Origin of the sequence: Pseudomonas sp. DWP2-2 (genome assembly GCF_049897065.1) — a bacterium.
In the GTDB taxonomy this organism is placed as follows: domain Bacteria; phylum Pseudomonadota; class Gammaproteobacteria; order Pseudomonadales; family Pseudomonadaceae; genus Aquipseudomonas; species Aquipseudomonas paracarnis.
This window is the reverse complement of the sequence record NZ_JAFCVN010000009.1, coordinates 26,440-45,032: the sequence shown is the minus strand read 5'-3', so window position 1 is coordinate 45,032 and position 18,593 is coordinate 26,440. Positions and strand designations below refer to the sequence as shown.

Below are 18,593 nucleotides of genomic sequence, written 5' to 3'. Positions count from 1 at the left end.
AGAACGGTGTTGGCGCAGGTTCGACCCGGTAGGTCAGAGCCCGCGCCAACCCTCATCAGCTCCGTTCTGCAGGCGTAAAACTTTGAAAGCAGCTTCTGTAAGGAATGCCGGCAGCGCTGGCTTTGCGGCCCAAAAAGCCCCCGAGCGCATGCGTGCCGTTCATTTCTGGATGAGCGTCCCGTGGGACCACTGATGAGGGTAATAACTGTGCTTGAAGCCTACCGCAAACATATCGAAGAGCGTGCAGCACTGGGTATCGTTCCCCAGCCGCTTAACGCCGAACAAACCGCAGGCCTGGTCGAGCTGCTGAAAAATCCTCCGGCTGGCGAAGAAGAATTCCTCGTTGACCTGATCACCAACCGTATTCCACCAGGCGTTGACGAAGCCGCTTACGTCAAGGCCGGTTTCCTGTCTGCCCTGGCCAAGGGCGAAGCCACTTCCCCCCTGATCGACAAGAAACGCGCTGTTGAACTGCTCGGCACCATGCAGGGCGGCTACAACATCGTGACGTTGGTCGAGCTGCTGGACGACGCCGAACTGGCGCCCGTCGCGGCCGCCCAACTCAAGCACACCCTGCTGATGTTCGATGCGTTCCACGACGTCGCCGAAAAAGCCCGCAACGGCAACGAGCACGCCAAAGGCGTGATCCAGTCCTGGGCTGACGGCGAGTGGTTCCGCAACCGCCCTACCCTGGCCGACAAAATCAGCCTGCGCGTCTTCAAGGTCACCGGCGAAACCAACACCGACGACCTGTCGCCGGCGCCTGACGCCTGGTCCCGCCCTGACATCCCGCTGCACGCCCTGGCCATGCTGAAAATGGCTCGCGAAGGCATCGTGCCGGACGAGCAAGGCAAGACCGGCCCGATGAAGCAGATCGAAGAAATGCGCGGCCAAGGCTTCCCGATCGCCTACGTGGGTGACGTGGTCGGTACCGGTTCGTCGCGTAAGTCGGCGACCAACTCGGTACTGTGGTTCTTCGGTGACGACGTACCTTACGTGCCGAACAAGCGTGCCGGCGGTTTCTGCTTCGGCAGCAAGATCGCTCCGATCTTCTACAACACCATGGAAGATGCCGGCGCACTGCCAATCGAATTCGACGTCACCAACATGAACATGGGCGACGTGATCGACCTGTACCCGCATGCTGGCAAAGTCTGTAAACACGGCACCGACGAAGTCCTGACCACCTTCGAAATGAAGACCCCAGTGCTGTTGGACGAAGTTCGCGCCGGCGGCCGTATCCCGCTGATCATCGGCCGTGGCCTGACCGACAAGGCACGCGCTGAGCTGGGCCTGGGCCCGACTGACCTGTTCAAGCTGCCTGAAGCGCCTGTCGACACCGGCAAAGGCTTCACCCTGGCGCAGAAAATGGTCGGCAAGGCCTGTGGCCTGCCAGAAGGCAAAGGCGTTCGTCCAGGCACCTACTGCGAGCCGAAGATGACCACCGTGGGGTCCCAGGACACCACCGGCCCTATGACCCGTGATGAACTCAAAGACTTGGCGTGCCTGGGCTTCTCGACCGACCTGGTGATGCAGTCCTTCTGCCACACCGCGGCTTACCCGAAGCCGATCGACGTGACCACCCACCACACCCTGCCTGACTTCATCATGACCCGTGGCGGTGTATCGCTGCGTCCAGGCGACGGCATCATCCACAGCTGGCTGAACCGCATGCTGCTGCCGGACACCGTCGGTACCGGTGGCGACTCCCACACCCGTTTCCCGATGGGCATCTCGTTCCCGGCCGGTTCTGGCCTGGTCGCGTTCGCCGCAGCCACTGGCGTAATGCCACTGGACATGCCGGAATCGATTCTGGTGCGCTTCAAAGGCAAGATGAAGCCTGGCATCACCCTGCGTGACCTGGTTCATGCCATTCCTTACTACGCGATCCAGGCTGGCCTGCTGACCGTAGAAAAGAAAGGCAAGAAGAACGCCTTCTCTGGCCGCATCCTGGAAATCGAAGGCCTGAACGATCTGACGCTGGAACAGGCTTTCGAGCTGTCCGACGCCTCGGCTGAACGTTCGGCTGCCGGTTGCACCATCAAGCTGTCCAAAGAGTCCGTCACCGAGTACCTGAACTCCAACATCACCCTGCTGCGCTGGATGATCGGCGAAGGCTACGGCGATGCACGCACCCTGGAACGTCGCGCCCAAGCGATGGAAGCCTGGGTTGCCAACCCGGAGCTGATGGAAGCCGATGCCGACGCCGAATACGCCGAAATCATCGAGATCGACCTGTCGGAAATCAACGAGCCGATCCTCTGCGCGCCAAACGACCCGGACGACGCCCGTCTGCTGTCCAGCGTCGCTGGCGAGAAGATCGACGAAGTGTTCATCGGTTCGTGCATGACCAACATCGGTCACTTCCGCGCTGCCGGCAAGCTGCTGGAGCAGGTCAAGGGCCAGCTGCCTACCCGTCTGTGGCTGTCGCCGCCGACCAAGATGGACGCTCACCAACTGACCGAAGAAGGCTACTACGGCATCTACGGCAAGGCTGGCGCACGCATGGAAATGCCAGGCTGCTCGCTGTGCATGGGTAACCAGGCACGCGTTGAGCCGAACTCCACCGTCGTGTCTACCTCGACCCGTAACTTCCCGAACCGCCTGGGTGATGGTGCAAACGTCTACCTGGCATCGGCTGAGCTGGCGGCCGTCGCCTCCACTCTGGGTCGCCTGCCGACAGTCGAAGAGTACATGGGCTACGCAGCGAAACTGGACACCATGGCCAGTGACGTCTACCGCTACCTGAACTTCGACCAGATCGCCGAGTTCCGCAAGATCGCAGCAAGCGCCAACATCCCGGTGATTCAAGCTTAACGGTGTGTTGATGTGAAGAACGCCGCGTATCGCAAGGTACGCGGCGTTTTTTTATGCCTGGGATACAACGTCAATACCACCGCAAAACAAATGTGGGAGCTGGCTTGCCTGCGATAGCGGTGTATCAGTCATGAATGTAATGACTGACAGATAGCTATCGCAGGCAAGCCAGCTCCCACACTTTTAGAGCTGTGCAGTCAGACAGACCGCATCAGGGCTCAAGCAACCAGCGAATACACCAACGCCGTAATGGCAACCAAGCCGACTGCAGTCACAAACACATTCGACGCCTGCCCACGGTACTTGGCCATGGCCGGCACCTTGCGGATGGCGTACATCGGCATCAGGAACAGAATCGACGCAATCACCGGCCCACCCAGGGTCTCGATCATGCCAAGGATGCTCGGGTTAAGCGTGGCGACGATCCAGCACACCACCAGCATGAAGGCGGCGGTCATGCGGTCCAGAGTCTTGGGTGCCGGACGGCGGCCAATCTTGACCACCAGGCCCTTGAGGCCCTCGCTTGCACCGATGTAGTGGCCCAGGAACGACTTGGCAATCGCCACGAACGCAATCAACGGTGCGGCAAAGGCAATCGTCGGGTTATCGAAGTGGTTGGCCAGGTACGACAGGATCGACAGGTTTTGCGCTTTCGCTTCCGCCAACTGCGCGGGCGACAGGGTCAGCACGCAACTGAACACGAAGAACAGCACCATCGCCACCATCAGCAAGTGCGCGCGGGACAGGATCTGCGAACTGCGCTCCTCGGCGTGAGCGCCATACTGGCGCTTCTGGTCCACCGCAAAGGCCGAGATGATCGGCGAATGGTTGAACGAGAACACCATCACCGGAATCGCCAGCCACAGCGTGTTGAGCAAGGCTGAAGGCGCGGGGACTTCACTGGCGGTGCTGAGGATGCCACCGGTCCAGTGCGGCACCAGATACACCGCCAGGAACAGCAAGGCCACAATAAACGGGTACACCATCAGGCTCATGGCCTTGACGATCACCTGCTCACCGCAACGCACCACGGCCAACAGGCCCAGGATCAATACAAACGCCAGGATCGCCCGAGGCGGCGGCAGGATGTGCAGTTGGTGCTCCATGAAGCTGCTGACAGTATTGGTCAGCGCCACGCTGTAGATCAGCAGGATCGGGAAGATCGCGAAGAAGTACAGCAAGGTGATCAGTGCACCGGCCTTAATACCGAAATGCTCTTCCACCACGTCGGTGATGTCGGAACCTTCGCGGCCGGACAGCACGAAACGGGTCAGCCCACGGTGGGCAAAGAACGTCATCGGGAAGGCCAGCAGCGCCAGGATCACCAGCGGCCAGAAGCCCCCCAGGCCCGCGTTGATCGGCAAGAACAAAGTACCGGCGCCAATGGCGGTACCGAACAGCCCGAGCATCCAGGTGGTGTCCTGGCGGCTCCAGCTTGTGAGCGTTGCAGGTGTCGTTGCATAGCGTTCGTCGACGCTATTGGCCTGATCATTCATCCGGTCGGATCTCCGCATTCACACGGCCAGGACGAGTCAGAAAAACCTGACAGGCAGCGCCCTGACCTTAACAGGGGCGCGATTGTCCGGGATTCTTGTGAATAAGCAAAGACTTAGCTGAGGAACGGCACTGCAGTGCAAAGCCTGGAAGGCGGTCCATGGGCAGCTCAGTTGAGTCAACGCCAGATGCGCACCGCCTTTACCCACCTCACGAGCCCCCCTGCCGGCGTGGCATTGGGAGGGTCGATCAGGCAAGGCCGGCGAAGCTGTGTTTAAACAAATCCAGTCATTCAAAGTTCTCCAGTGGCAAGCCGCTGACAGAAACCCAACATCAATTAAAGTTACGCACCCTCACATATAAGAAAGTTCTTACAGACAGTTAATCAGCGCATCTGGACTGAAACTTTAATTATTGCGGGTTTTGTTGCAAGGGTTTTCCCAAGCATTGAGAGCCCCTCCTATCACGTCTATATTCCAGCTCAGCTCAAAAAACAAAGTCCTCTAAACCCACGACAGCAGAATTAAAAACCTCACTCGCCAGGAGCGACTTGATGAAAAAACACAACCTTATTTTCTCGCTGATACTTGCCACCGGAATGCTCAGCCCATTGGCCAGCCAAGCACAACCGGCAGTAGAAAACTCCGACGCAAGTGCCCTGGGCACATCCCCCCGCTGGCTGACGACAAAAGTTTATATAGAGGGCGCCCCAGAGATCGATGTAAAGGACAAGTACCCAGGTGTCGTTGGAATATCAGCGTGGGACCCTGAGCGTAATCGCTACGAATTTTTCTACACCGATACCGGGCTATCAAAATATGACAACGGCGGCGGCGGTTACTTCATGGTAACAGGGGACAGGAAAAACCATATCCTGATACCCGATAAAGGTGCAACGAGAACCATCGTCAGAAAACTTGAGACGTTGAACAATCAGGAATTCACTTACTCTCGTGAAGTGCCGCGCGACATGATCGACGCCAACCCTCTTGTTCGAATACATGTGGTTCATGCGCCCTATACCGGATCAGTAAAAACCACCCCCACCCACTAACCCTCAACACTCACCCCCACGAGTAGCGACAATACTCATAAAAGGCCTCACTCAATGAAAACGCTATTAAAGCCTTTATTGGCGTCTGTTTTATTGTTCTCTACCCTTGTTTCAGGCGGCCTTCATGCGCAGGCTTCCACATCAGGAAAACCTGTCGCCATCAGCGCTGACAATGCGGTGCTGCTGACCGTTTTCCTCAAACATGACCAATCTCGCAACTTGAACGAAATAAGAACAAAACTCACCGAACAGGAACTCTTTAAAGTATTCCCTCCTGAAGGGGTAGAGATCGTCAGTTGGACCATCGCCATGGGGATCGGCCACGTCATCGTTCTACGCTTCCCCGCCTCGCGCCTGCGGGAGGTCAATCTCGCCATCGAACGCTCTGCATGGGGCCCCTTCAGGACAGAGTTCTTTCCTACCTACGATTACATGGACATCGTAGCGGCCGAACAGAGCAAGGTGCGCAAGCCTGCACCCGCTAAATAATTCGCCCGCGTGTAAACAGCGTCTCCCGCTCGCCGAGACGCTGGCACCTTTCGCAAAATCAGTCGCGCTTTCTCGGGCCCTCGGCATTTCGCGCAACAAAAATGCAGCATACTCAGAGCATCGAACTCACCGGAGAGCTGCCCCATGCCCACCACCGTTCTGGTCCTGGTTGAAACCATCAACGAGTACCTGCAAATCATCGAGAGCAATGACTTTCATGTGATTCTGGCGCCGACGCCCGCCGAACGCGCTCAGGCGATCAAGTTGCACGGTGGGCAGATCAAGGCCGTGCTGACCCGTGGCCCGCTGGGGTTGTACGCCGATGAAATCGCGGCACTGCCGTTGTTGGAAATCATCTGCGTGATCGGTGCCGGCTACGAACACGTGGACCTGCAGGCCGCGAGCAATCGTGGGATCGTGGTGACCAACGGTGCAGGGGTAAATGCGCCGTCAGTGGCCGACCATGCCATGGCGTTGCTACTGTCGCTGGTGCGTGGCGTTCCCCAGACGGATGCAGCGGTGCGGCGTGGCGAATGGCCGAAAGTGATGCGCCCTTCCCTGAGCGGTAAACACCTGGGGATTCTCGGGCTGGGTGCGGTGGGGATGGAGATTGCCCGGCGCGCCGCCCTGGGGTTAGGCATGGAGGTGAGTTATCACAACCGCCAACCCCGCGATGACGTGGATTACACCTACTGTGCGACGGCTGTCGAGCTGGCGCGTACCTCGGATTTCCTGGTGCTGGCTACGCCCGGCGGTGCCAGCACCCGTCACCTGATCGACCGTCACGCCCTGGACGCCCTGGGGCCGCACGGCTTTCTGGTCAACATCGGGCGCGGCAGCGTAGTGGTGACCGCCGACCTGGTCGCCGCGCTGGAGCAGCGCCGCATCGGCGGCGCCGCGCTGGACGTGTTTGACGATGAGCCTGCAGTGCCCGACGCCCTCAAGCGCCTGAGCAATACCGTGCTGACGTCCCACGTGGCCGGCCTGTCCCCGGAAGCGGCCCATGACACGGTGCAGCGCGTCGCTGATAACCTGGTTGAATACTTTGCCGGCCGCCCCGTGCTTACACCGGTGGCCTTGCCAGCGCCCGCAAAATGACCAATCAGGCACGCTGATCACCCTTCAACACGCTAACCTATTAAACCGCCCCGACCTTGTCGCTGGGCGGCTATGCGCATTAGATTAGGAAATAGTCCAAGGCCTTTAGAATAAGCAGAAGGGATAAGCATGGCGCTGAACGACCAATCGACCCAGATTCGCCCAGGCGAAGAACTTGATGCCAGCCTGATCGATCCCTACCTCAAAGCTCATATTTCGGGCCTGAGCGGTACCGTCAAAATCAGCCAGTTCCCTGGTGGCGCGTCGAACCTGACTTACCTGCTGGAATACCCCGACCAGGAATTCGTGCTGCGTCGCCCGCCGTTTGGTCACAAGGCCAAGTCTGCCCACGACATGGGCCGCGAATACCGCATTCTCAACCAGCTCAAAGATGGCTTCCCGTACTGCCCCAAGGCGTATGTGCACTGCACCGATGAATCGGTGATCGGCGCCGAGTTCTATGTGATGGAGCGCGTCAACGGCATCATCCTGCGTTCCGACCTGCCGGCTGAGCTGGGCCTGGACGCTACCCGCACCGAAGCCTTGTGCAAGAGCTTTATCGACAAGTTCGTCGAACTGCACCAGGTCGACTACCACGCCTGCGGCCTGGCCGACTTGGGCAAGCCTGAAGGCTACGTGGCGCGGCAGATTCGCGGCTGGGGCGAGCGCTATGAAAAAGCCCTGACGCCCGACGCGCCAAAATGGGAGGCGGTACGCGCCTGGCTCAACGACAAGATGCCTGCCGACCACCCCACCTCCAGCATCGTGCACAACGACTACCGCTTCGACAACGTGATCCTCGACCCGCACAACCCGATGCAGATCATCGGCGTGCTGGACTGGGAGCTGACCACCCTGGGCGACCCGCTGATGGACCTGGGCAACACCCTCGCCTACTGGATCGAGGCCGCAGACCCGGCGCCGGTGCAATTGATGCGCCGCCAGCCGAGCAACGCCCCCGGCATGCTCACCCGCCGCCAGTTTGTCGACTACTACGCCGAGCGTTCCGGCATCCAGATCGACAATTTCGATTTCTATTACACCTACGGCCTGTTCCGTCTGGCCGGGATTGTGCAGCAGATCTACTACCGTTTCTTCCATGGCCAGACCCAGGACAAACGCTTCGCGCAGTTCATCCACATGAACAAACTGCTGGAGCAGATGAGCCTGAATGTCATCGGCAAATCAGCGCTCTGAGTGCAACTACAAGGAACCCTCATGTCCAAGACCAACCTGTTCGACCTCGATGGCAAGATTGCGTTTGTTTCCGGCGCCAGCCGTGGCATCGGTGAAGCCATCGCCAAGTTGCTGGCCCAGCAAGGCGCCCATGTGATCGTCTCCAGCCGCAAGCTGGAGGGTTGCCAGCACGTGGCCGATGCGATCATCGCCGAGGGCGGCAAAGCCACGGCCATTGCCTGCCATATTGGTGAAATGGAGCAGATCACCCAGGTGTTCGCCGGCATTCGTGAACAGTTCGGCCGCCTGGATATCCTGGTCAACAACGCCGCTACCAACCCGCAGTTCTGCAACGTACTGGACACGGACCTGGGCGCATTCCAGAAGACCGTTGACGTGAATATCCGTGGTTACTTCTTCATGTCGGTGGAAGCCGGCAAGCTGATGCGCGAGAACGGCGGCGGCAGCATCATCAACGTGGCCTCGATCAACGGCATCTCGCCGGGCGTATTCCAGGGCATCTACTCGGTGACCAAGGCCGCCGTGATCAACATGACCAAGGTATTCGCCAAGGAGTGCGCGGCGTTCGGTATCCGTTGCAACGCGCTGCTGCCGGGCCTGACCGATACCAAGTTCGCCTCGGCACTGGTCAAGAACGATTCGATCCTGAAAGTTGCCCTGGCGCAGATCCCGCTCAAGCGCGTGGCCGACCCCAGCGAAATGGCTGGCGCGGTGTTGTACCTGGCCAGTGACGCATCGAGCTACACCACGGGCGTTTCGCTCAACGTGGACGGTGGCTTCTTGTCCTGAAGCCGCCTGCACTGTCGGTGGCGAACGGGCTCGCCTGTTTGTCACCGCGCACGTACAGCGCTCATGTCGATCTTAAATAGCACCAGTTTGCCATCTGGCAGGGTCGCACCAATGACCTTGAAAAGCCGTTGACGTGCCAGTGCATCCGCAACCTGCTGCCCGGCACCTGGATCGCGACTGTCCAGTTTGCTCAGGACCCGTGTGACCCAGCCATCCTCCATCTGGAAGTGCTGATTGACCCTAGCCATGCTGACGTGGCTGGATTTGGCATGTTTGACTTCAAGCACATAGACATCGCCCGCCGGCCCCATGAATACCAGATCGAAGCCATTCTGGCTGCCGCCGTAGGTCCCACCGGGAATGATTCGATAGCCATCATTTTTAAGTAACTCACGGTACATTTGCTCATTGGCCGCCCCACGCTGCCTGGTCTGCTTAATGTCCAACGCCCTCCATTGATCAAAAAAATCCTGTTCATCCCCGCGCCTGCCGCGATAGGGATAATGAAGCTGATCATTGACGGCAACGGCCTCTAGATTGAACGTTCCCTCACGACGGGCCGCCACGGTGGCCATGCCTTGAAACGCATCAAACTGCACAACACCCGGTGGTAGTGCGACGCCCTCAGCCCTGGCGTGCATCCCGAGCAACAGGCGGTCATACGGGTAGCCATGGGTCCAGATGTGTGCATCAATCATGCGATCTCGCTGCTGCACGGGCGCGTTGCGGATACGCGGGTTATCGAATGCAATCATCTGCCGCGCATATTGGCGCATATAGCAGTACGTCTGCTTGTCCACCGTCGACATCAAGCCCTGGCTCATATCACTGGTAACACCGGTGTAGCCCAGCGATTTGCGGGCGGCGTTAATGATTGCGCCGATGCTGTCCAAGCGCATTTCGGGCACCCACGATGCCCGGCTGCCGCCAGTATCCAGGTAAATACCCGGCGCGCTGTTGGAACCATTCGGGATCAGTTGGTATTTATTTCTCGTGCTATCAAGCTCGACGCGAACCAGCACGCTCCCCACCTCCAAATAGGCGACGGCCGGGTCACCAGAGAGCTGAATCATCCCGTCTTCGGTGATGGAGCCGCGAGGCTGCAACACACCATTCGCATTCTGCATGTAGAGCCTGTTATCGCCTGCCTTGTAGTGGTCCAACGAAAACAGTTCATCACCGTAGTAGTTTTGCCCGCCAATGACGTACTGTTTTTTCCCCGGGATAGGAGTCCCCGTCGCTGCACCAGCACCTCGCGCATCGTAGAGCTGCAGATCCCACTGCGGATCTCGCGGCCCGGGTGCTGGCATCGTCACTGGCGTGGCTATCGGAACACTGGAATGCGCTGCGGTCGTCACGTTTGTCCAGGTTGAAGTATTCCCAACCCTCTGTACCACAGCGGAGCCGGCAGCCAGTTGATGCGCCAAGCGCGGGTGATAAGTACCACTGGCCGGCTGATGGACCACTTGCACCGTTTGCCCGGTATCCAGATTGACGTAACTGCGGCCGTTCACATCATGCATACCCTCGGCATTGACGGCTCCAAGCGTATCGCCTGTCACCCATACAGCCGTTGGCGGTGGCGGCCCAGGCAGATCCAAAGCACTTATTTGCGGGACCCCAAGCAAACCACCATTGCGGTATCGCGTGCGCTGCGCGCCTTGATACACCGGTTGAGTGGTACTGGTCGGGCGGCCATAGTCCCTGACCATGACAGTGTCAGCACCGTCACCGGCACGCCCAGAGGGTCGGCCGGCAGTTCTGGGCGATTGCGGTTTTTGCTGCATAAATTAAAAATCCCTTTTAATGATCAATCAGACTGAGTCAACACCGCTGAACCGCAAGTCCGCAGACGTTACGGTACGCAGCGGATCAACATCCGCCCCCCAGCAATCGCGGCCTGAATCGTAATGAACGCCTGACACCGTGCCGTCGCTCAGCTCCAAGCCGATAACGCGCAGCTGACGCGCCATCAAGGTTGACCACTGGCGAGAACGCCGCAACGCTTCCCAGACCTCGGCTACAGTCTGATAAGGGGAGGCATCCAGTTGCGCGAGATAGATGCCCCCCAGGTCCTGGCGGATGTCGTATTGCTCGCCCTGCTTGGTGAGTACGCTGACTTGTTCCAGCGGCACCGAAGGGTCTGTCACGGGTGGCAGCAGCACCTTCACGCTGCCGAGGGTCAGCGTGTTTTCGTTCAAGACGATGTGCGCCCGCTCAATCAGCTCACCAAGCTTGGCCGTGTTGATCCGCCAGAACGATGCGTCCGACTTTTTGGCCAGCGCGCCCGGCGTGGACAGGTAGATCGTTGAGCCGGTACTGGGCACCACTTCATAGGTCGACGCCCGCCCCATCAACGAGTAAGACTTTTGATAATGCGGTGGGGCAGGAATAACGACTTTCTGCGGCGACGATTGCAACCAGACCCCCTTGGCACTGTGCGGTCGAAAAAAACCGTGTATCCCTGGCTTTTTTACCAATGCCGAGCTGCCATCGAAGGTGTTGAAACCTGGTGAGGCGCGGTCCTGGCTATAGGTTTGCTGGGCCGCCTGTATCCGGTATGAGACGCCATCATTCATGACCAGTACAAACTGGCAGTCCAGTTTGAGGCTGACCGCGATGATGTTTGACGTCACGTTGGTGCGTATCGAGGATCGATCACTGGCATATTCGCAGAGCACCAACTGACTGCCGTCGGTGAAACTGATGGTTAATTTCACGTCGCTATAGGTCAGCGAATCGAAGTGAACCAACCTGCGTAGGGTCACACGGTAACCGGCCAATACCTGGAGAATCTCCTGCGACGAATAATCCACGTACAACACGCAAGCAGTCGCGTCGCTTTTAAGACGAACTTCGACCACCTTTCTGTGTGGCCCACGTTCGATGAAACAGCGGGTCGAACGCCCATGGGGCACCACGAACGTTCCGGCGTTCAACACCCTGTCCAGGCTGACGTCCTGGCCACCTGCTCTCACGGCGACGGTCACGTCGGCGTCCTCGTTGCCAACCAATGTCGGTTCGAGAATCGGCTCAAGCATGTAGCCGTCCTCCGTGAGAAACAGCAGGCTGTGCTTGTTCAACCAGCGCCGGTCATCACCTTGCGTATACAGCTGCTCAAGCTTGATCACGTGCTGCGGCAGTTCGCCATTAACGCCCCGCCAGACCACAATGACCAACGCACACCCCTGGATGCCCCAATGGGCGATAGCCGAGAGAGGCCAGCGCATCTCGATCACGGCACCCTCGGCCCAGTCCTGCTCGTATAGCGAGACCGTGCCGCGGTTGGTGGCCAGAACATAACGGTCCTTGCCCGCTCCGCCGTCCACCCAGGCGTTGGAACCCAGCACGATCACCGTATCATTGCCCTGCGCGGCCTCGATCCGATCGCCATCGCCGTTTGCGATTATCGTATTGGCCTGTTCCGAACCCTTGACTTGGCTGGCAACCCCGGCTGGCGTGGCGATATTTTCTATCGAGTCGAGGCTGATCGAGTGATGAGGCAGCGGTTTGTCGATATCTTTGCGCCGCACGACGGTGCCCGCCTGCAGGTCGATGGCATAACCCTGCGTCTGGTGCTCATAGATGGCCGAGTTGGACAGGTAGAGCGTATCGCTGCCTGCCTCGCCACGCAGCTGACTGGCCGGGCGATGTGCGTCGGCCTCGTCCAGTGTGCCCGTCGGCATGTCATAGCTGAATACGTCGTCCCTGGCGCCACCGGTCAGCTGCTTTTGGCCTTCACCGAACTGAAAAATATTGGGGATCTCAGCGAAGCCTTTGACATCGTCATTGCCGCCCCCCAGCCGCCAAAGCACCGCGGAATTCGCATCACCCTGACCAAGCACCACACCCGGCAGACGGCCAACCGAGGCGCTGGAAGCATCTATTTGATCATTCTGGTCGACGAGCATCGGCTCGGTGGTGTCGATGTAGGGATCCTCACCCTCGGCTTCGTTCCATCGATGCTTCCAATGCCGGACCGGGCTCAGCCGCACCTCAAACCCACCATTGACTACCGCCTGTACGGTGCCTCTGAGCGCCCCCCTGAGCCAGGTCTGGGCCTGATTGGTCAGGTGCTGCGCATACCAATTTTCCATCCTGGCCAGGGCGAACCGCTCACGTATTTCTTTCTCCGGTTCCTTGCCCTGAAATGCCAACCAGCCCGTGTGCAGCCGCTCGAAAACACTCAGCTCGATATAGTCATCAATTTCATCCACCTGACGAACCGCCGCATAGAGTTGCGCGCCAAACATCAATACGGCGGCGGCGGCAATACCCAGCGGGCCGGCCACGCCGAATCCAGCCAACGCTGCAACCCCCAGGGCCACACTGACGCTGGCGCTCACGATACTGAAGCCGGCGTTGACGTAATGATCAAGCGCTTCCTTGCCAGTGCTGTTCGCCGCCTTATGCAGCGATTGCTTGGCATTGTGATAGTCAAACGGCAACGTCAGCACCAGAGCGAACAGGCCGGCGCCCCGTCGCAGGGCCTGGCCAAGAGAACTGGCGCTGAAACCTGCTAACACCTTATGCCCGTTTTCCAGCAGTCGTCTGCCCAAGTGCTCCAGCGCCAACTCCAGTGCCGTGCCCGTGAGGTTGGCAAACAACTCTGCGCCTGTGACTACCGCCTCATTGATATCGCCGGTCTTGATCGCTTCGGCCAACGCGTTGATCGCACTGTAGTACCCGTAAACCTCCAGCCCCGCGCCCATTACCGCCAAGCTTCGGCTTTTCTTCGGCTCGACCCAACCAGGCATTCCCTCCAACTGCGCCGCTTGGTTGAGATTGGTTTTCTGCACTGAACGTAACAGCCTATCGAGCTTGCCCACTGCACCGGGATTTTCGTCTCCCGGCTTGACCGCCAGTAAAGGCGCAGCTTGTGTAGAGCGCAACGCCGCGAACTCAAATAGCACAGCGGCGCTGCTGTCGCTGACAGAACTACTCCCACGAAGATAACGCTGCAGTCTGGACGCCGAGAACCGGATTGAATCCAGCAGCGTCTGATCTGCCTCGCGTACCGCCAGACGATGGGTCTTGACCGGTTTTCCCGCCACCTGGGCGCCCATGGCGGCCAGGTCTATACGCGAGACAGTCAACTCGCCAACCACCAGCGGTCCCAGGCTCTGGTCCAGGGCGAGCAAGGTCTCAAGCCTCTTTTTAGTATGTGTTTTCGATGTCGTCATGAGTCCGGCTCCCTATGCCATCACGTTGAATAACGCGGGCGGCAGGCAATCGGTGCCTGCGATAGGGGAAATCATGGCGGTCGGTAATAGCCAGGCGACGGTAGATGCTTATACGCAGGGGCGACTGACTCATAGATATTTTGAGCCCGCACCGCAAGCGAGTAGTCTTGGCGCGGAGTGAAGCCTTGGGATGAAACATGGAACTGCACGTGGTAATCAATGGCCGCAAGGACCTGGCCGAACAGCTCTACCAGCAGTTGCGCGAAGCCATCGCCACCGGGCGGCTGTCGGCAGGCGCACAGCTGCCCCCCAGCCGACTGCTCGCCGAACAACTGGGCATCTCGCGCAAGACGGTGTCGGACACCTACGCCACCTTGACCTATGAGGGCCTGCTGGTTGGCAAGATCGGCCGCGGTACTTTCGTCAATGCCTGGGCGCCACAGCCCGACCGCGTGCAAACCGCCACCGACCTGGCGTGTGCCGCCAACCTGGGCAAATGGGCGGCACTGCCCTCACCCATGGGCCACCCCGCCCGCGAGGAGATCCTGCGCTACGAATTTATCGGTGGCGCGACGACACGCCACCAATTCCCCCAGGATGAATGGCGGCGCTGCACCCAGGATGCGTTGCGTCGCATCGCCCAGAACAGTGGCTTTTACAGCCAGCCAGAAGGCGTGCCCGCCCTGCGCGATGCCATCGCCGGGCATATCGCGTTTTCCCGAGGGGTCAAATGCCGCGCCAGCAATATCGTGGTCACCAACGGCGCACAGCAGGCGCTGGACCTGCTTGCCCGCGTGGTGCTTGAACCCGGCAGTCTGGTCGCGATGGAAGACCCCGGCTACAGCCCCGCACGCCAATTGTTCGTCGCGATGGGCGCCCGCGTCGCCAGTGTTGCCGTCGACGAACAGGGCCTGCAGGTCGACCAGATCCCGGATGGCACGCGCCTGATCTATGTGACGCCGTCCCACCAGTTCCCCCTCGGCATGCCCATGAGTCAGGCGCGGCGCGAAGCCCTGCTGGACCGCGCCATTGCGCTCGGCGCGATCATCATCGAAGACGATTACGACAGCGAATTCCGCTACGAAGGCCGCCCCACCGACTCCCTGCAAAGCATGGATACCCGAGGCGTGGTCACCTACGTCGGCACCTTTTCCAAAACCCTGTCGCCGGAGTTACGCCTGGGCTATGCGGTGCTGCCGCCGGCCATTTATGGTGCGGTGCTCAAGGCCAAGCAATTGACCGACCAGCACAGCGCTACCTTGCCGCAGTGGGCACTGGCCAAGTTCATCAGCGAAGGCTACCTGCTCAAACATATTCGCCGCTGTCACGGCGTCTACGCGGGGCGTCGCGAACGCATCCTGCAGCGTCTGGCGGGCGATCTGTCGCCGTGGTTCGAGGCAGTACCGACGGTGGCGGGCTTTCACCTGGCGGCCCTGTGCAAGGTGCCGGTGAATATTCCATTGCTGATGGAACGGGCGCGTCAGGTCGAGGTGGGTTTATATCCCTTGGACGTGTTTTTTCACGACCTCCCGGTGCGCTCGGGGCTGATTCTGGGGTTCGGCGCCATCGAGACCCTGGATATCGACCCGGCGCTGGACAAGGTGCGGGATATTCTCCTGCAGATTGGCTAGGCGGTTTTCCGCCGCATTGGTCATTGGTGGCAAGCCCTCAGCGGCGTAGGGTGAAGCGGTCTTTCACCCGATGGAACCCTCATCATGAAACGCTTGTTCGCTGCCACACTGATGCTCGCCTCCCTCAGTGCATTTGCCCACGACCCGGTCTACAACAAGGAAAAGCTCAAGGTGCTGCAAGAACACGCCTTGACCAACGTGCCGGGCAAGAAAACCATCATGCTCACCGTGGACTACGCCCCCGGCCAGGCCACCGTGCCCCACAGCCACACCGGCACCGCCGTGGCTTATGTGCTCGAAGGCGAGATCACCTCGCGGGTCAATGATGAAAAGGCGATCACCTACAAAGCCGGGCAATCGTTCTACGAACCGGCCGGCTCGCGGCATTTTGAGTCAAGCAATGCCAGCCAGACCCAACCGGCCAAGCTGCTGGTGGTGATGGTGCTGGATGACAAGGCTGAGGTACTTACCCCACTTCCCAAGTAATCAGCAACACCACAATACCCATGTGGGAGCTGGCTTGCCTGCAATAGCGGTGGACCAGCCAGCTCATCTTTTACTGGCCCACCGTTATCGCAGGCAAGCCAGCTCCCACAGTTTTAACCGTATCTGGTCAGGGACGTTTGAACAGGTTGCGCTGGTGTTCAATGCGCGGGCGGCACTCACAACCCTCCAGATGATCATTGACCATCCCCATCGCCTGCATCAACGCATACATCGTGGTCGGGCCGACAAAGGTCCAGCCGCGTTTCTTCAGGGCCTTGGACAAGCGCACCGAAGCCGCTGAGGTCGGATTGGCCGTCCAGTAAGCCATGTCCACCACTGCCGGCCGCTCTTGCGCGCCGGGTTCGAACGCCCACAGCCAGCGCGCCAGCGAACCGGTCTCCGCCACCAGTTCACAGGCCCGGCGCGCGTTGTTGATGGCCGAGACGATCTTCGCGCGATTGCGCACGATGCCCGGGTCGCTCGTCAACCGCTCGATGTCCGCCTCGCCGTACTGCGCCACCCGGCGAAAATCAAAACCCTCGAACGCCTGCCGAAAGTTTTCGCGCTTGCGCAGGATGGTGATCCACGCCATCCCCGCCTGAAAGCCCTCCAGGCAGATCTTCTCGTACAACGCGATGTCATCCGCCACCGGCACGCCCCATTCGTGGTCGTGGTAATGCAGGTAAGCAGGCGCTGCAGTGCGCCAGGCGCAATACACGCGCCCTGCTTCGTCGGTTGTCAGCCCTGATTGGTCCATCCATCACCTCGTATGCCGAGGACGATGATACGCAAAAAAAATTAATCCCCGCCAACCGCTCAAGCATCGTACTTACCGACCAACTGGTCAGACCGGGACCTGCCAACCGCCAAATATTTACTTGTGATTTGAAAAAAACCGAGCGTAGACTGGCCCCGCACTGGACTTACCGGTAAGACCACAACAATTAAGCCCTGGAACCACCAGGGCACCGAATAGAGATCCCTCCCATGCTCAGATGGTGCTCGCGTTCGATTTTCCTGCAAGTCGTGATTGGCCTGATGCTCGGCATCGCCTGCGGCCTGGCCCTTCCCGAATTCTCCTCGCAACTCAAACCCCTGGGTGACGGCTTTATCAAGCTGATCAAAATGCTGATCGGCCTGATCGTGTTCTGCGTGGTGGTCAGCGGTATTTCCGGCGCGGGCGACTTGAAGAAGGTCGGACGCATCGGCCTCAAGTCGGTGATCTATTTTGAGATGCTGACCACCGTCGCCCTGGTGCTCGGCCTGATCATGGCCTTCAGCACCGGCATCGGCAGCGGCGCCAATATTCACCTGGAGCAACTCTCTTCCGCCGGTTTGAATGAACTGGCCGACAAGGGCCAGCACATCCGCGGCACCAGCCAGTTTCTGATGGAGTTGATCCCCAACTCGGTAGTCGGCGCCTTTGCCGATAATAACGTGCTGCAAGTGCTGTTGTTTTCGGTGCTGTTCGGCAGCGCGCTGAACCTGGTGGGCGAAGCGGCCAGCGGGATTTCGCGACTGATCAACGAATTGAGCCATGTGATCTTCCGCATCATGGGCATGATCGTGCGCCTGGCGCCGATTGGCGTATTCGGTGCCATCGCCTTCACCACCAGCACCTATGGCCTGGACTCACTGCAACACCTGGGCAGCCTGGTGGGGCTTTTCTACCTGACCTGCTTTGCCTTCGTGGCGGTGATCCTCGGGCTGGTGATGCGCCTGTCGGGCCTGCGCATGTTGCCGCTGCTCAAGTACCTGCGCGAAGAACTGCTGATCGTGATGGGCACCGCTTCGTCCGACGCTGTGCTGCCGCAGATCATGCGCAAGCTGGAACATTTGGGCATTGGCAGCTCCACCGTGGGTTTGGTAATCCCCACCGGATACTCGTTCAACCTCGACGGTTTCTCGATCTACCTGACCCTGGCCATCGTCTTTATCGCCAACGCCACCGGCACGCCGCTGTCGATGACCGACTTGCTGACCATCCTCCTGGTATCGTTGATCACCTCCAAGGGCGCCCATGGCATTCCAGGCTCGGCGCTGGTGATCCTGGCGGCAACGCTCACGGCAATCCCGGCGATTCCGGTGGTCGGCCTGGTGTTGGTGCTGGCGGTGGACTGGTTCATGGGCATCGGCCGTGCGCTGACCAACCTGATCGGCAACTGCGTCGCGACTGTGGCGATTGCCCGTTGGGAAAAAGACATTGATATCCAGCGCGCCAACAAAGTGCTCGACGGCCAGCAAGGCTATGCCTTCCAGGCCAAGAAGCCGGTGCTGCCGGCGCATCAGGAGTTCTAGGACAACACCCACCCAATGTGGGAGCTGGCTTGCCTGCGATGACTGAGTGTCAGGCGA

Annotated in this window: 13 protein-coding genes; 9 read left to right on the top strand and 4 right to left on the bottom strand. The window is 59.5% G+C overall.

Annotation, left to right across the window (positions count from 1 at the left end):
- The first annotated feature begins 207 nt into the window (after positions 1-207).
- Positions 208-2,817 (top strand): bifunctional aconitate hydratase 2/2-methylisocitrate dehydratase, encoded by a 2,610-nt coding sequence (gene acnB, locus ACP7CZ_RS19290; protein WP_003190828.1) that lies wholly within the window; start codon positions 208-210, stop codon positions 2,815-2,817.
- 218 nt (positions 2,818-3,035) lie between these two features.
- Here acnB and ACP7CZ_RS19285 read toward each other — a convergent pair whose 3' ends face one another.
- Complete coding sequence (locus ACP7CZ_RS19285; protein WP_294204208.1) at positions 3,036-4,313, bottom strand: serine/threonine transporter; 1,278 nt, start codon at positions 4,311-4,313, stop codon at positions 3,036-3,038.
- Between the two features lie 551 nt (positions 4,314-4,864).
- On the opposite strand from ACP7CZ_RS19285, the gene ACP7CZ_RS19280 reads away from it, so the two are divergent.
- From ACP7CZ_RS19280 to ACP7CZ_RS19260, 5 genes are all read left to right on the top strand, one after another.
- On the top strand, positions 4,865-5,365 hold the full coding sequence (locus ACP7CZ_RS19280; RefSeq protein ID WP_034126009.1) for a DUF4822 domain-containing protein: 501 nt from the start codon (positions 4,865-4,867) through the stop codon (positions 5,363-5,365).
- A 54-nt stretch (positions 5,366-5,419) separates the two neighbouring features.
- Complete coding sequence (locus ACP7CZ_RS19275) at positions 5,420-5,854, top strand: hypothetical protein (protein ID WP_054921314.1); 435 nt, start codon at positions 5,420-5,422, stop codon at positions 5,852-5,854.
- A gap of 144 nt (positions 5,855-5,998) precedes the next feature.
- Positions 5,999-6,952 carry a 2-hydroxyacid dehydrogenase gene (locus ACP7CZ_RS19270; RefSeq protein ID WP_294204205.1) on the top strand — a complete coding sequence of 318 codons (954 nt, stop codon included), beginning with the start codon at positions 5,999-6,001 and terminating at the stop codon, positions 6,950-6,952.
- Positions 6,953-7,081: 129 nt separating this feature from the next.
- Positions 7,082-8,149 (top strand): phosphotransferase family protein, encoded by a 1,068-nt coding sequence (locus tag ACP7CZ_RS19265; RefSeq protein WP_054897959.1) that lies wholly within the window; start codon positions 7,082-7,084, stop codon positions 8,147-8,149.
- A 21-nt stretch (positions 8,150-8,170) separates the two neighbouring features.
- Positions 8,171-8,938 (top strand): SDR family oxidoreductase, encoded by a 768-nt coding sequence (locus ACP7CZ_RS19260; protein ID WP_034126013.1) that lies wholly within the window; start codon positions 8,171-8,173, stop codon positions 8,936-8,938.
- Between the two features lie 41 nt (positions 8,939-8,979).
- On the opposite strand, the gene ACP7CZ_RS19255 is transcribed toward ACP7CZ_RS19260, so the two are convergent.
- On the bottom strand, positions 8,980-10,461 hold the full coding sequence (locus ACP7CZ_RS19255) for a hypothetical protein (protein ID WP_232241753.1): 1,482 nt from the start codon (positions 10,459-10,461) through the stop codon (positions 8,980-8,982).
- Positions 10,462-10,752: 291 nt separating this feature from the next.
- Positions 10,753-14,121, bottom strand: a complete 3,369-nt coding sequence (locus tag ACP7CZ_RS19250; protein WP_294204203.1) for a calcium-binding protein — start codon at positions 14,119-14,121, stop codon at positions 10,753-10,755.
- Positions 14,122-14,318: 197 nt separating this feature from the next.
- Between ACP7CZ_RS19250 and ACP7CZ_RS19245 the strand changes: the two genes are divergently transcribed.
- Positions 14,319-15,752: a PLP-dependent aminotransferase family protein gene (locus tag ACP7CZ_RS19245; protein WP_294204202.1), complete on the top strand. Its 1,434-nt coding sequence runs from the start codon at positions 14,319-14,321 to the stop codon at positions 15,750-15,752.
- An 84-nt stretch (positions 15,753-15,836) separates the two neighbouring features.
- Positions 15,837-16,238 carry a cupin domain-containing protein gene (locus ACP7CZ_RS19240; protein ID WP_054921306.1) on the top strand — a complete coding sequence of 134 codons (402 nt, stop codon included), beginning with the start codon at positions 15,837-15,839 and terminating at the stop codon, positions 16,236-16,238.
- A gap of 127 nt (positions 16,239-16,365) precedes the next feature.
- Here the strand turns inward: ACP7CZ_RS19240 and ACP7CZ_RS19235 are convergent, their stop codons facing one another.
- Positions 16,366-16,995 carry a DNA-3-methyladenine glycosylase I gene (locus ACP7CZ_RS19235; RefSeq protein WP_294204199.1) on the bottom strand — a complete coding sequence of 210 codons (630 nt, stop codon included), beginning with the start codon at positions 16,993-16,995 and terminating at the stop codon, positions 16,366-16,368.
- A 215-nt stretch (positions 16,996-17,210) separates the two neighbouring features.
- Between ACP7CZ_RS19235 and ACP7CZ_RS19230 the strand changes: the two genes are divergently transcribed.
- Positions 17,211-18,536 carry a C4-dicarboxylate transporter DctA gene (locus ACP7CZ_RS19230; protein ID WP_169855370.1) on the top strand — a complete coding sequence of 442 codons (1,326 nt, stop codon included), beginning with the start codon at positions 17,211-17,213 and terminating at the stop codon, positions 18,534-18,536.
- The last annotated feature ends 57 nt before the right edge of the window (positions 18,537-18,593 follow it).

Bases quoted from the DNA above. Each gene is read 5' to 3' on its own strand.
- ACP7CZ_RS19285 (WP_294204208.1), bottom strand. From the start codon at position 4,313: ATGAATGATCAGGCCAATAGCGTCGACGAACGCTATGCAACGACACCT.
- ACP7CZ_RS19240 (WP_054921306.1), top strand. From the start codon at position 15,837: ATGAAACGCTTGTTCGCTGCCACACTGATGCTCGCCTCCCTCAGTGCA.
- ACP7CZ_RS19235 (WP_294204199.1), bottom strand. From the start codon at position 16,995: ATGGACCAATCAGGGCTGACAACCGACGAAGCAGGGCGCGTGTATTGC.
- ACP7CZ_RS19245 (WP_294204202.1), top strand. From the start codon at position 14,319: ATGGAACTGCACGTGGTAATCAATGGCCGCAAGGACCTGGCCGAACAG.
- ACP7CZ_RS19265 (WP_054897959.1), top strand. From the start codon at position 7,082: ATGGCGCTGAACGACCAATCGACCCAGATTCGCCCAGGCGAAGAACTT.
- ACP7CZ_RS19260 (WP_034126013.1), top strand. From the start codon at position 8,171: ATGTCCAAGACCAACCTGTTCGACCTCGATGGCAAGATTGCGTTTGTT.
- ACP7CZ_RS19275 (WP_054921314.1), top strand. From the start codon at position 5,420: ATGAAAACGCTATTAAAGCCTTTATTGGCGTCTGTTTTATTGTTCTCT.
- ACP7CZ_RS19250 (WP_294204203.1), bottom strand. From the start codon at position 14,121: ATGACGACATCGAAAACACATACTAAAAAGAGGCTTGAGACCTTGCTC.
- ACP7CZ_RS19255 (WP_232241753.1), bottom strand. From the start codon at position 10,461: ATGCATGATGTGAACGGCCGCAGTTACGTCAATCTGGATACCGGGCAA.
- ACP7CZ_RS19270 (WP_294204205.1), top strand. From the start codon at position 5,999: ATGCCCACCACCGTTCTGGTCCTGGTTGAAACCATCAACGAGTACCTG.
- ACP7CZ_RS19280 (WP_034126009.1), top strand. From the start codon at position 4,865: ATGAAAAAACACAACCTTATTTTCTCGCTGATACTTGCCACCGGAATG.